At 47.5% G+C, this 13723-nt stretch carries 14 protein-coding genes; 3 read left to right on the top strand and 11 right to left on the bottom strand.

From position 1 onward, the window contains the following. The first annotated feature begins 32 nt into the window (after nt 1-32). On the top strand, nt 33-1490 hold the full coding sequence (locus M0L20_RS22395; protein ID WP_248479194.1) for a rubredoxin domain-containing protein: 1458 nt from the start codon (nt 33-35) through the stop codon (nt 1488-1490). Between the two features lie 93 nt (nt 1491-1583). On the opposite strand, the gene M0L20_RS22390 is transcribed toward M0L20_RS22395, so the two are convergent. The 5 genes from M0L20_RS22390 to M0L20_RS22370 all read right to left on the bottom strand — a co-directional run bounded on the left by M0L20_RS22390 (nt 1584) and on the right by M0L20_RS22370 (nt 6241). After that, a complete protein-coding gene (locus M0L20_RS22390) occupies nt 1584-2672 on the bottom strand; it encodes an acyltransferase family protein (protein ID WP_248479193.1) in 1089 nt (362 codons plus the stop codon). A 259-nt stretch (nt 2673-2931) separates the two neighbouring features. Beyond that, complete coding sequence (locus M0L20_RS22385; RefSeq protein WP_248479192.1) at nt 2932-3660, bottom strand: SDR family oxidoreductase; 729 nt, start codon at nt 3658-3660, stop codon at nt 2932-2934. A gap of 72 nt (nt 3661-3732) precedes the next feature. Further along, a complete protein-coding gene (locus M0L20_RS22380; RefSeq protein ID WP_248479191.1) occupies nt 3733-4467 on the bottom strand; it encodes an AraC family transcriptional regulator in 735 nt (244 codons plus the stop codon). A gap of 388 nt (nt 4468-4855) precedes the next feature. After that, nucleotides 4856-5470, bottom strand: a complete 615-nt coding sequence (locus M0L20_RS22375) for a trimeric intracellular cation channel family protein (RefSeq protein ID WP_248479190.1) — start codon at nt 5468-5470, stop codon at nt 4856-4858. Between the two features lie 144 nt (nt 5471-5614). Continuing rightward, on the bottom strand, nt 5615-6241 hold the full coding sequence (locus M0L20_RS22370; protein WP_248479189.1) for a MarR family winged helix-turn-helix transcriptional regulator: 627 nt from the start codon (nt 6239-6241) through the stop codon (nt 5615-5617). 130 nt (nt 6242-6371) lie between these two features. On the opposite strand from M0L20_RS22370, the gene M0L20_RS22365 reads away from it, so the two are divergent. Further along, on the top strand, nt 6372-7580 hold the full coding sequence (locus tag M0L20_RS22365; protein ID WP_248479188.1) for an FAD-dependent monooxygenase: 1209 nt from the start codon (nt 6372-6374) through the stop codon (nt 7578-7580). A gap of 34 nt (nt 7581-7614) precedes the next feature. On the opposite strand, the gene M0L20_RS22360 is transcribed toward M0L20_RS22365, so the two are convergent. From M0L20_RS22360 to M0L20_RS22340, 5 genes are all read right to left on the bottom strand, one after another. Then, nucleotides 7615-8241, bottom strand: coding sequence for an NAD(P)-dependent oxidoreductase (locus M0L20_RS22360; protein ID WP_248479187.1), 627 nt, complete (start codon nt 8239-8241; stop codon nt 7615-7617). 25 nt (nt 8242-8266) lie between these two features. Next, the gene (locus tag M0L20_RS22355) at nt 8267-9082 is read right to left on the bottom strand and encodes an inositol monophosphatase family protein (protein WP_248479185.1); all 816 of its coding nucleotides are present in this window, start codon (nt 9080-9082) and stop codon (nt 8267-8269) included. 75 nt (nt 9083-9157) lie between these two features. Further along, on the bottom strand, nt 9158-10018 hold the full coding sequence (locus M0L20_RS22350) for an AraC family transcriptional regulator (RefSeq protein WP_248479183.1): 861 nt from the start codon (nt 10016-10018) through the stop codon (nt 9158-9160). Between the two features lie 139 nt (nt 10019-10157). After that, nucleotides 10158-10706 (bottom strand): YceI family protein, encoded by a 549-nt coding sequence (locus M0L20_RS22345; RefSeq protein WP_248479181.1) that lies wholly within the window; start codon nt 10704-10706, stop codon nt 10158-10160. Nucleotides 10707-10769: 63 nt separating this feature from the next. Beyond that, a complete protein-coding gene (locus M0L20_RS22340; RefSeq protein WP_248479179.1) occupies nt 10770-11642 on the bottom strand; it encodes a pirin family protein in 873 nt (290 codons plus the stop codon). Nucleotides 11643-11802: 160 nt separating this feature from the next. On the opposite strand from M0L20_RS22340, the gene M0L20_RS22335 reads away from it, so the two are divergent. Next, the gene (locus M0L20_RS22335) at nt 11803-12159 is read left to right on the top strand and encodes a winged helix-turn-helix transcriptional regulator (RefSeq protein ID WP_232563090.1); all 357 of its coding nucleotides are present in this window, start codon (nt 11803-11805) and stop codon (nt 12157-12159) included. Between the two features lie 141 nt (nt 12160-12300). On the opposite strand, the gene M0L20_RS22330 is transcribed toward M0L20_RS22335, so the two are convergent. Next, nucleotides 12301-13098, bottom strand: a complete 798-nt coding sequence (locus tag M0L20_RS22330) for an SDR family NAD(P)-dependent oxidoreductase (protein WP_248479177.1) — start codon at nt 13096-13098, stop codon at nt 12301-12303. Nucleotides 13099-13723 lie beyond the last annotated feature (625 nt).

Below are 13723 nucleotides of genomic sequence, written 5' to 3'. Positions count from 1 at the left end.
ACTATTGCTTGCTCACTTATCTGCTTTGATCCATGCGTGATTACTATACCTTAAAAGTCAATTTGCCTGCTGGAATCGTATCTCCTGGCGCGTTGCAACTGGTATTGAAATTAGCCTACGACGCCAAGGTTAGAACCGTCCGTTTTGGCGCTCGTCAGCAATTGCTGATGACTGTCCATTACGAGGACATGCGCTTTTTTGAAAAGGAGTTGAAGCAGCACCAAATCAAGTACGAAATAAATACCGAGCAATTCCCCAATATCATTAGCTCTTATTGCGGTGAAGAAGTCTTTCGTACGGGCGCGTGGCTTCGCGAAAGCGAGTATCATACTGTGCTGGATCAATTTGATTATCAGCCCCGCCTGAAAGTCAACCTGTCCGATGCTAACCAAAGTTTTACGCCTTTTTTTACCGGAAATTTAAACTTTATTGCTTCACCTGAGCCGCACTTCTGGTTTTTGTACATTCGTCCAAAGCAGCGAAATACCTTGTTTCGCTGGCCCGAACTGGTGTATACCAACGATATTGGCCGTCTGGCTAAAACGCTGGAACAAGCGATGCTCGATCAGGCTATTCAGGAGGAAGAAGCCTTGTATAACGCTGTAACAACGGCTCAGCCATTCGTTACGCAACCGGCCTCGCAGGACGTGGAATTGCCTGATTTCTCGCTTCCTTACTACGAAGGGTTTAACCGGTACGGACAACGGTCTTGGTTGGGACTTTACCGCCGGGATGAACAGTTTTCCATTGCCTTTCTATTGGATGTATGTGCGCTATGCCTGAAAACCCGCGTCGGTGAACTATGCACAACCCCTTGGAAGTCGCTTATTATCAAAGGTATTGAGGAGAAAGACCGTGCGGCATGGTCTCATATCTTGGGAAAGCATAATATCAACGTTCGTCACGCGGCTAATGAGTTGGCCTGGCAAACCGAGGATTATACAACCGATGGAACGCAGCTCAAAAGCTACGTTATGCGGTATTTTGAGAAAAATGATACCCGCACTTTTGGGTTGTGTTTTGGCGTTCAGACGCAGCCGAAGTCAGAGGTATTCGGTTCCGTATTGATACGGCAGCGTCCCGTCTTTCGCGTCGGCAAGCTGGCTTTATTCAGCGTGTACGATTTATACTATACCGATAATTTTAACCCAAACAGTCGCACTTACCATCTGTTCGAACGGGGGTTACTAAAAATTCACGTGCCGGCTCAGATCGAACGACTTTGTCGAAAGTTCAGTGCCCGGCGATTAATCAGGAACGATGAGCCGCTTGATAGTAAAGTTGACCAGCCGGAAGTTGACGTACATGAACGACCAAAAGTCCACCAATGCAGTCATTGCTTCACGGTTTATGACAGCCAATTTGGTGAGCCATTAAGGGGTGTTTCGAACGGTGTCTCTTTTGCTTTATTATCCAATGACTTTACCTGTCCAACCTGCGACGCGCCCAAAGAAGACTTTTTCGAAATCGAAATGGCGGAATTAACCTAAAATGACAGGCTTAAACAGCTGTAATGAATACAGTTATCGGTGTATAGCTGCGCATTTGACTCGTAACAATACATCATTTAAGCCCTCAATTAATTACATCGTTTTCAATAGTTTCTTTTTTAGGTACTTCCGAATGGGACTATCCAGGAATAACAAGACTGCATAGGCGAGCAGAATCAATAAAATAGTCCCGACAATCGTGATAACGGTCAACTCGCTAATCGACGGCTTTTTTACTTCGATATAACTCAAAACGATCCACAAAAAAGGGTAGTGAATCATATACAAAGGGTACGAAATTTCACCCGAAAATCGGCAAAGCCCTGTCAGGGCTTTATTCAATCGTGCCCCTGCCCCCAAAGCTATTAGAAAAGGAAAGTAGACAATGACAACTCCGGAATCGACGAACCAATTGACGGGCTTCGAAAAAGGGATAAGAAAAGCCGCTAACAACAACAAGCCAACCGAAACAAAATCAAGACGAGTACTAATAATCCACTTGCAGCGGTACACGAGCATGCCTGCCAGAAAGGAATACAACGCTCTAATACCTCCACCCATGACGTTATCCCCGCCGAAGCCTACACCCAGGTAAGTCGATTTGCGCGCTTCATACACCAAGCAAAAAGCCGCTAGGATCGTTAAAGCCCATACTACTTTTGTGGGTAACCTGACCAAGATCAGGGCGTAAAGCAAGTTAGCAACGTACTCCCAGAACAACGACCAGGTAGGTGGATTTAAATGAAATAGGTTGAAGTAGCGTTCCCTTACCAGGGGATATGGAATCATCAGACAGGAAGCGACAAACATCGCGACGATTTTCTGGTCATAAAGTCGGTGAAGGTTACTGAACGGATCAAACAAAAAGGCGATCAAACCAATCACGGAACCAATGATAACCAGTGGATGCAAGCGAATTAGCCGAAGCTTTAGAAACGTAACAATGCCTATTTGCTGGAGCTTATCATCATAAACATAAGCGATGACAAAGCCGGACAAACAGAAAAAAAAGTCAACGGCAAGGTATGCGTGTGCAATGAAGCTATCGTGGTAGTCAGGCGCGATGAACTCCATAAAATGAAAGATGACTACGGCTACAGCGGCCACTCCCCGGAGACCGTCTAAAATGGCAAAGTGGTGTTTTGTCGTTAATGGATTCGCAATGGGTTTCGTTGAGTTCATTGCTACTAAAGACACCGGAGCCATACTATTACCTTATAGACTTGTTTTAACTGCTACCTGCCAGATAGCTATATCGTTCAGAAACAGGACTTACAATACTTAACCTACGGCGCATTTTGACTTGCATAACTTCGGTCTATGCTTACATCAAGTCACTGAGGACTAAAAAGAATGAGAAGGAGATGCATTGGTAGTAGCCCATTGACCGAACCGGAGTTCATTCAGTCAATGGGCTACGATAGTAAGCTGTTTTTTAACCTCACCAGGGGCAGCTGGCTGGTTCAGGAAAGTATTCTTCGCTGATAAATTTTCCGGTTGGGCCGTCCTGATCAATCAGGGCATATTTAGTGATGCGTTGGCCGGCTTGTTGCACTGTACTCGTACCTTGATGGTTGGTAAAATGAGTTTGTGTATAGCCAGGACAAACCGCGTTGACCCGAAACGGTGAATCACGCAATTCGTGGGCCAGGCTAACGGTGTACATGTTCAAAGCCGCTTTACTCGACTGATAAACTGCGTATCGGTTATCATTGCTTAAGTCAGCGGCAAGCGTGAGCGAGGCCAAGGCTGTACTTACATTAACAATGCGTGGTTCAGGCGATTGCTTCATCAGATCAATAAAGGCTTTTGTAACCCGTGCAACTCCAAATAAATTGGTTTCGAAAACAGCCTTGAACTGATCAATGAATGCTTGTAGCACTGCTTGGGGAAACCCGCCTGAAATACCAGCGTTGTTAACGAGTACGTCTAACGTCGCCGTTTTCTTTGCTAACTCTATGCGCGCGGTTTGAACCGACCGCTCATCGGTAACGTCTAGTTGAATGGCTTCCACGTTGCTGATACCGTCGGCATTTAGCTTTTCGACAGCCGCTAGACCATTCGCCAGCGTGCGGCTCCCTAAGTATACGAAATATCCATGCTGCGCGAGCTGTCTGGCGACCTCCAGACCGATACCCTTATTGGCTCCGGTTACTAGTGCTGTTTTCATTTTACTTATTTATCTATCAATGAGTTCAGCAAAAGTAGAGCACTCTACAGGAAGGGAGGGGGACAAATCGTGTTATCTATTGGACAAATCGCGCAAGTCGGCTAGAAATGTACTGACCGTTTTACCCGTCTTTTTTTTGAAGAGCCGGGAGAAATAAGCCGGATCGTTGAACCCTAATTCGTAGGCAATTTCTTTCACCGAACGAGGTGAATACTGAAGCTGACGTTGCGCTTCTACCATCAGTTGATTGATGACCCATTCTTTGGGTGACAGGCCAGAATATTCTTTAACTAGTGCGTATAGGCTGCTGGTTGTCAAGCCTAGTTGGTGAGCAATAGAATGCACGTCTGGCTGCTCGGTCAACTGTTTCTCGACGGCTAATTTAAACGCAACGTATTTCGTCCGTTTTGAGTCGGGCATGTAGCCTCTGCTTTCGTCATCAAAGTAGGCACCATTGAATTCGCTGAGCAGCGAGTTTAAATGCGCTAAAATAATATCCGTACTGATCGGCTTGGTGGATGCATGGAGTAGTTGAAACAACATGGACAGCAAAGCGCTAACCCGCTGTTTGGCAAGTGGGTCAAAGGAGATTACGCTAGCCTGTTTGGGGTTCGTCAGAAAAGGGTAAGCCCGTGGGAGTAAGGCCAATGTCTGTTCGTCAAAGCTAAACTTATATTGTTGATTGTTGTGATTGGGCGAATCGTGAACGAACGATTGATTGGGTAGACCAAATACAAGCTGGCTGCTGGAAACCGTTACTTCCTGCCGATCAACCTCAACCGTTTCCGTTCCCTGATCAAAGAACATGAAATAGTAATACGTTAATCTATGTGGCTGAAGCAACTTGTGTAAAGCCGCTTCGGGTAAGGCGATTGAACAGTTTTGGTTCACTGTAACCGCTAATTGGTCATGGTGTTTTATTTGATTAAGTAGTCCCTTGGTATCTTCCACGGCTCGCAATGTATTGGTTCGTCAGCTAATCTGACTAACTACACTTTTTGTAGTGACTGGAGAATGCAACGAAGACGCCAGACACATCTCCAATCGTTTGCCTGACACGTCCAGCCAACAATTGGTTCAGCTTGAAGCCGGGTGATTTTGTCTGATTCGTTCAAAACGCCTAATGACGCAGCTGTTATGAAGAATTAGTTGTCGCTACGAATGGCTCGATTAGGGGTAAGCTTTTTGGTTTCGCTTAATTCTCAATCCGGGGTAAGGTCCAGTCCTTGCGAATTGCCATGAGCCTGAATAGGGTAATCAAACCCGCTGACACGATCACGTTGAGCGTTGGGTCTAGGCCCAGGCTTGCGTTCAATTGGTAGAGGAGAGCACCGGTCAAACAGGGTGTAACGTAGAGCTGCCGATCTAAAATAAGGGGCAAGTCATTCACGAAGGTATCCCGAATCACACCGCCGAAAAGAGCCGTGATGATCCCCAATACTATGGCAGCCCAGCCGTTTACGCCCGAATGCAGCGCTTTTTGCATACCCAGAATCGTAAACAGGCCAAGACCAATTGTGTCGAAGAAGACTAAGGGCCGCCGAAAAGCACCACGCCACCAGGTGCGCCCGGCCACCGCAACAAGAACGCTTAGAAGAATGACGATCAAATAAGCCGGATCCCGTATCCAGGAAATCGGATAGGCACCCATGATGACGTCGCGAACCGTTCCTCCACCCACGGCTGTCAAAAAGCCTACAAAAAACAGGGCAACCAGATCATGGTAGATTTTCTTGCTCAGGGCGGAAAGTGCGCCCGAAATAGCAAAGACACTCGTCCCCGCCAGATCGATGATGTACCAAATTGTCATGAAGTAAAGCGTCGCTCAGAAGTGATTAAAGGCTTTCTGTTGGCGATCAATTCGCAAACTTACGTCAGATCGGTTTTATTCAATGCCTATGTTCATATAGAGCTGGCTAGATTCGGTTCGGGAGTATCGAACGGCTTTTTCTTGTCAAGGTTCATAAAACGGGAAATGGTAATTGTTGAGGTATTGAAGCGTCTGTAAAAAATGCTTTCGTTCCGCTGCCTCAAGATCCGCCAGTACGCTATGGTGGAGCTGACTCAAACCCTTCGCTATTATTTGTACCGTGTCGTGTCCCTTTGGTGTTAAGTTTAACCGCTTAGACCGCCTGTCCCGCTCATCGGCGAATTCATCAATTAGCCCTAACTTGATCAATCGACGTAGGATGTCCATACCAGTGGTCAACTCGGTAGCGTTGGCTACGCATACCTCTTTTTTGGTAGGTCTGTCCATCTCGTTGATCAGGGAAAGAAACAAAAACTCGTCTGGCCCGCTCATGCCCTGCTCTGCCATCATCGATTTGGTGTAAAATTTAACGTACCGGATTAGACGGCCCATAAAAAACCAGGATAGGAAATCTTCACTTTCCTGGAAGGCTTCCGACAGGCGCATTCCCGATTTCATCAAGGGCTCTGATTCCAGCTTTGTTGGGGTTTTTCGTAGCGGATCGGTATTCGTTAGCAACCAACTGGCAAACTCCCTAATACCCCCTTGTGGGTTCTCGTCCACAAAGCGTTCCCACTCCATTAATACCGGAACCGCGGATAGCTTAGGCATATTTATTTGATTTCCGTTGTAATATCATAACAAAGGTACAATATCGTTGTTTTGTATCTAATCAAAAGTAAACGCTGAATAATCCTCAAACAACTGAGGAAGCAGTTAACTCGAACGACGTGTAAACAAAATGGAAACGAAAAAACAGAAAGTTCTTATCGCTGGTGCTAGCATTGCCGGACCAACGCTAGCTTACTGGCTGCATAAATATGGATTTGAGGTTTCGGTTGTCGAACGATCACCGTCGCTTCGGCTGGGCGGGCAAAACATTGATGTTAACGGACCTGCCCGAAAAGTTGCCCGACTAATGGGCATTTTGGATCAGATAAAGGCTGCCAATACGGGTGAAATCGGAACGCAATGGGTAGACAAGGATAACCAGGTGACGGCTAGTTTTCCAAAAGAGGGAGCTAACAGCCTCACCCAAGAACTGGAAATTGTTCGGGGTGATCTGGTGAACATTCTTTATGAGATCACTAAAGAAAACGTAACGTACCGGTTCGACGATCAGATTACTCAACTGGCTCAGGATGATCATCAGGCCACGGTTACGTTTGCCAGCGGCCATACCGAAACGTACGATCTGGTAATTGCGGCAGATGGGATTCGTTCCAGGACGAGAACGTTGATGTTTGGCGACGAGTCTGTGTTCAACTATCTGGGCCTGTGCACTGCCTACCTGACAATTGCCAAAACGGAAACGGACACCAACTGGGCACGCTGGTACACAGCGGATGACTCACGTGTGCTGTTGCTGAGACCCGATAACGAGGGAACCACCCGTGCTTCCATCAATTTTCTTTTGCCGCAGGAAGAGTATGAAAAATTAGACAAGAATACTAAGAAAGCCATTCTGCTCAGTCGGCTGGCTGGTGCAGGCTGGGAAGCACCCCGCCTGGCCCAGGAAGTCGAAAAAAGCGACGATATCTACTTTGACGGCGTTGGTCAGATCAAAGCTCCCCGCTGGTCAACCGGTCGTTTTGCCATGGTTGGGGACGCAGCCTACTGCCCCGCACCCATAACGGGCAAAGGTACCACGCTGGCCTTTGTAGGGGCTTACGTACTGGCGGGCGAACTGGCCACCCATGAACGCTTCGAAGATGGGTTTGCCAGCTACGAACGTATTCTCCGACCTTACGTTGAGTCGGTTCAAAAACTGCCGCCCGGTATCCCTCGGATAGCTTATCCCAAAACAGCGCTGGGTGTATCAATCGTCAACACCGTAGTGGGAATCTTGGCGAGCGAGCCGGTCCAAAAGATCGCCAGCGTGTTTGGTAGCTCGGACCCGGAAGAGGAGGAACTGCTTAAAGACACACCGTTACCTAAATACGCTCTGTAAGCCTTGCCTGTATTTTGATTAACGGCCCATTCGTTTAGTAGCTGATAGCCACGTGCTGGCCCAGGAATGTGGGATTTTCTGCCTGATTTATCATAAAATCAGCTACGTCAGCGCGGGATATGCGGCCAACCTGCATGCCTTTATGCAGTGAGGATTGTACTCGGTAGTTTCCTGTGTGCGAGCCGTTGGTGAGTATACCCGGCTGAACGATTTCCCAGCGAATCAAACCCTTGGCCAGCATGACTTCCATTCTCGTTTTGTCGGTATACTGATCCCTGAGAAAAAAGCGGATAACTAGTTTCATGAACAACCCCAAATATCGCCTGCTTTCGCCTGTGCCGAAGCCGGTAATTACCAGCAGCGGGGCCTTGGATCGAGTCTCAGCGTACGCGGTAATAAGTGCCTGAGCGGTATCGGAGAACAAGGTCGTCCCTTTCTTTTTCTTGGTCCCTATGGTAACCAGAACCGCATCGGCGTCGATGATGAGTCCTTTAAGGTCAGCAACGGAGGTGGCACTGCCCTTTACTTTGGTGAGGGCTGGATGATCTGGAATGGGTGAGGTGTCCCGCGAAAGGGCAATCACCTGGTGTCCACTGGCCAGGGCTCTTTCGACGGTGAGCAGGCCAATGCCCGCAGAAGCACCGATGATGGCTATTGTCATGATTTAGAAAAGATTAGGTGAGAAATTACAAGTCCTTTACTAGGCTAGTCAACAGCGTTTTAGCTACGCTGGGAGCTGCTACCAGCAAACTATCGTCGCCCCATTGCCAAGCTTGACCAGTCGTGGTCAGCACGAGAGCGCCGGCTTCACGAGCGATAAGTAGCCCGGCCAGCCAGTTGAAGGTGTCCAGACCGGGCTGATAAAACAGATCGATGCGACCTGCTCCTACATTGGCCAGTTGCAACCCATGTGGACCGTAGTTGCGAACGATACCAACGTGATCGAGCAAGCGGGTTACAGCCGTGCCTACCTGCTGATTCAGGTTAGGAGCGAAGGCCGCTTCATCCTGGTGACCGTAATCGAATACCGCTACCATAACGGCGGGATCAGTTTTAGTGCTGGGATGGACAGGCTGGTTATTTAGATAGGCCCCCTTGCCCTGCTGAGCCCAGAACAGCTCGCCTTCCAGCGGAGCATACACCACTGACAAGTAAGGCTGTCCCTGACGGATCAGCACGAGGTTGATGGTCCAGCCCGGTAGGTGTTGCAAATACTGAATGGCTCCGTCCATCGCATCGCATAGCCAGTATTCGGGTAGATCAAGCGGCTGTTTTTGGCCCGCTTTGTCAAACTCATCACCGACGAACCAGGGTATGTCCGGATAAGCTGGCAACAGATTGGCTTTCAGACTAGACAGGCATTGTTCGTCCAGTTGATTTAAGCGATCCATGAGTGAATCCATGTCGGTTGGAATCGCTGTGTTTTTATAATGGAGGAGGAACGTATCGCCAATTTGCCGGACGGCTTCCAGAACAAGTGAAATATTTATGTTGGTTTGCATAACGAGTTTGATTTCGTTGCAAAACAAGCGTATAGACCGTAGTCCTATATAGCTCTGTTAGCGGAAAAGATGGTCCTAATCGCGGAACTGTTGTCGAAAGGCAAGTGGGGTGCTGCCCGTCCGTTTACGAAATAGTTTGTTGAAATAAATGGGGTCTTCATAGCCAAGTTGGTAACCAATTTCCTTGACAGTCAGATTCGTAAAATAAAGCAGTCGTTTGGCTTCCAGAATGGATCGTTGCTGAATCAGGCTCGAAGGCGAATGGCCCGTGATGGTTTTGACCACCTCGTTGAGATACGAAACGGAGACGGCTAGTTCGGCGGCATACTGAGCGGGTTGTTTCCAATTGGCATAGTGCTGTTCCAATAGCTGATGAAATGTCTGCTCAATCACAGTTACCCGTCGCTCTGGCTCTTTCACGCCTGTTGATTGATTTGTAAGCTGACCGGCTAGCAGACTCAGCAAGGCCGTCAGCAGACTGCGCAGGGTAATGTGGGTGTATGCATCGTGCGAACCCGTCTGAATGACCTCCAACAGCTGCAACAGTGTATGGCTACGATCCAGCAAAGGTTGTTGGGGGTGACTAACCACTGACCTGCGAAAGTAGCGGGTTAATACCTGCAAAAAATCACCATCAATCAATGAAGCATCAAAGCCAGCGGTCCAGCCTTGCATTCGTTTCGCTGCAAGCACGTTATGCACTTGCCCAGGTGTAATTAGCACCAGCGCGGGTGCTTTGACCTCCACCCGAGCGAAGTCAATGTTCAAGACCATCTCTCCCTCAGAAGCCAGCATAAAAAGATAATGGTCATCGCGGTGTGGCGTACCGATATCATGCCCCTCCTGACTAAAAGAGCCTTGCAACTTTTTGACAAACAGGCTTGCTCTGTTCTGCGGATCAAGGGTAAATTCTTGAATGGAAGACGATTGTGACAAGGATAACGTAAGATGAGTAAGTGTCAGGCAGCCGCAAAAGTACAGGCATTTTTAGATCTGACTATAAATTAATAAGCAGCCTACTAAAGCCCCCGATTCAATCAGGCACTTCAGAAGGCTGCTTTACAAATGAGTCTGGTTAAGCGGTTACCGTCGCGAGCTGTTTAACCAGCTGGATTTCGCTATTAACCTTCACCTCTTCGCCCAGCGCTAACCCGCCGGTTTCCAGGACGCCGTTGAAGTTAATGCCCCAATCGCTGCGGTTGATTTTACTAGTCACGGTAAAACCCGCTCGCTGACCACCCCAGGGGTCTTTCGTAACGCCACTGTACTCAACCGTCAATTTGACCGGTTTACTAGTCCCCTTCATGGTTAAATTCCCATAGACGTTAAAAGTATCGTCGGTTAGCTGCTCTACTTTTGTCGATGAAAACGTCAACTGGGGATAGGTTTCCGCATCGAAAAAATCGGAGTTACGCAAGTGGTGGTCGCGTTGCTCATTATTGGTGTGGATAGAAGCTATTTCGGCAGTCGCCCGAATCTGTGCCGTGCTGAAATTGTCGTTATCTGTTTCAACCGCTACCTGAAACTGCTGGAAAGAGCCTGAAATGTTGCTGATCATCAGATGTTTGATCTTGAAACCTAATTCGCTGTGTGTGGGGTCTAGGACCCATTTGGTAGTTGACATATGCTTGAAAATTATTGACTTGTCCGTACTGAGAAAGGATTTTGTTGATGGCCTAGGAGAAGCTTACCACAGCATCCGCTGCGAAGCCTCAACGGTGGCTATGTGATTCATTTTACCCTGCCTGTATTCCTGATAGAGCCGTCTGATGTCCTCCTGAGTATCGCCAATGAAGGGGCCGTGCGATACGATGGCATCACCTTGTGGCTCACCGGCGTACAGAATCAATCGGCTTCCGGATTCACCAGCGGTTAATTTCAGCTCGCTCGATGCTTCATCAGCGGATCTGTTCAGCCAACCGACCTGCTCCTGATGTATCTCTTGGGCCTGATCTCCTACTTGTAGACTGCCGTCAAGTACATACAAGAAAGCGGTATACGAAGCCGGAATGTGCTGCACGGTACTAGCTCCTGGCTGCAACCGGATATCGGCGATGATGAGTGGTACATAATTCTGAATTGGTGAAGTCAAGCCAGCCAACGAGCCACTGTAAACCCCTATGGTTACGCCGTTCTGCGCAAAAGTCGGTACCTTATCCAAAGAAAGATCCTGAACGCGCGGCTTAGCCCAGCGATCTTTTTTTGGTAGATTTAGCCACAATTGGAGCAGCCGCATGGATGCCTGGCGCTCAATGGTTTCCGTATGAATGATGCCACTACCGGCGGTCATAATCTGTAAATCACCATCGTGCAATCGGTGAGCCTCATCACCCATTTCGCCTTCCAGCAGTAAGGACACGGTCTCAAACCCGGCATGCGGATGCGGACCACCCACGGGTTGCTCATTTAGTTTGGTAAGCTGATCGTCCATTAGTACAATGAACGGATCACTTTGGATGTAATCAACCTGAATGACCGGCCTAGCAACATGGCCATCGCCCAAAAAACCCTGTTGAACAGGTGGGGTATATACGTTGACAAGTTTTCTATGAAGATTCATTGCCGATTTCATTTTAGTCAGGTCATAAATTTTGCCCTGATTGATGATGCAAATTTACTTCATACACTATACTTTTGTAAGTACTATACCAGAGTATAGCGCTATACTCTGGTATAGTACTTACGGAAACAGGGTTTTGTCAATCGTCTAGTTTGGTAAGATGGAAATAGGTGAATTGAAACATGAAGAATGCGTCAGCACGTTGCGTCCCGTACGGGATGCGCTGGACGTATTAAACGGCAAATGGAAGTTGCCCATTATCGTTGCCTTGACCTTTGGAGAGAAGCGCTTTGGCGAAATTGCGAAAGAAGTTCATGGCATCACCGACCGAATGCTATCTAAAGAATTACGGGATATGGAAGTGAATGGGCTGGTGAAACGGACTGTCTACGACACCTATCCCGTTAAAGTGACTTATGCGTTGACACCTCATAGCAAAACCTTGGGCGGAGTTATAGAATCCTTACGCAGCTGGGGTGAACTTCATCGGCGCAAAATCCTCTCCGGTGAAGAGTAAACAAACGAGTACAAAATAGTCCTATCTGTTTTCCTCTTTTATACTGGCTACGTAGCAGAGCCGTATAGTGGATCAAGATAAGGCATGATGTAAGTCTTGTCTATCCAGCTCGCCCAGAGCGAACGGGCTTGATGGTACATTTCACGCTGACTTAAACTTTCTTCGGGCTCCCCACTCAAAAAACCGATAGGACATGAACTGGAGCAATGGTAATAGCTTTGCCTCGCTGCCAACATGATAACTGAATCGGGGGCGACTGGCCTGAATTACTTTTAACGTAACCTCTGCAACAGGTTCAGGGGTGGGCGCCTTTTGAATGGACTTTGCGAAAATCCGCAACGCGTTCTTTTGACTTACCTCGTAGTCGGGAATGGTAGAGCGGGCTGGCTCATTGGTCTGCTCCAGGTTAGTTTTGAAAAAACCTGGCTCAATAACAGAAACATCGATGTTGAAGGGCGCTACTTCAAAACGAAGCGACTTGAAAAAACCTTCAATCGCGTGTTTAGAGGCAGCGTAATAACTTTGAAACGGAACCCCGATCAAACCGGCTACTGATCCAATCGTAATAATGCGGCCCTTTCGCTGTTGCCTCATTCGTGGCAAAATAGCTCTGGTCAGCATAACCGTTCCCCAAAAATTAGCGTCTAGCTGCTGACGTGCCTCATCAAGGCTTGTTCCTTCAGCACTGCCACTGACGAGCATACCGGCATTATTAATCAACACATCAATAACGGGCGAACGGGCAGAAAAAGCCGCTACGCAACGGTTAACTGACTCTTCGGAGGTGATGTCAAGCGGTAAGAGGGGAAAGGGTAACTTTTGCTGGTACTTCTCCGGAAAGCGGCTGGTTCCAAAAACCTTAAAACCACGTTCATGCAGTTTTGTGGCGATAGTTAAGCCAATACCAGAAGTTGCTCCTGTGACTAGTACCGAAAGCATAAGCGAGGCATTTGTTTTTATGAAAGTAGTACATTTTCTAAGAGAGAATGTTCAAACGGTCAATCCTGTAGTTGGGGGCATGTACATAGTACCAGCGTTGGACTTACTATATTTTAAGCTACCCATCATTTGCCAATATGTACCGAGTATTACAATTTCCTGCAAAAAACCGGTAATTGAATCGATGCCGAATTCGATGCTAGCCCTATTAGCTATTTGGTGACTATTTTGTGTAGTTGACAATAGGTGTCCCGAATATGATAGCATTTGACTCAAATTCGATAAATATATTTCCTAGAATAATCGATTTTTGTCCATAACGACGAAGTAAGTAGTTGAATGAGTATCTTCTGAGCTAAGTATCTGGACCTTAATTAGTAATTGATTGAAAATGGCTTGCCGATGCGGTAAGTGTCAAATTGTAGGTGTATCTATTTTTCTCTATACTATATGCGCTACATACGTTTACTATTTATCGCAACTGCTCTTTTATACGGTGCAGCAGGTTGCCAAGTCTTCAAGGATCATATTAGTCCATCGCCTGTCACTCAGGTAGCGTCTGGTCTAGTCAGCCCGCTGGGTCTGGAGGCAGATAGCCAGGGTCAATTGTGGGTTACTGAAGCTG

The organism is Spirosoma liriopis, assembly GCF_023196085.1.
GTDB lineage: Bacteria > Bacteroidota > Bacteroidia > Cytophagales > Spirosomataceae > Spirosoma > Spirosoma oryzicola.
The sequence above is the reverse complement of the archived record's forward strand: the minus strand, read 5'-3'. Positions and strand labels throughout refer to the sequence as shown.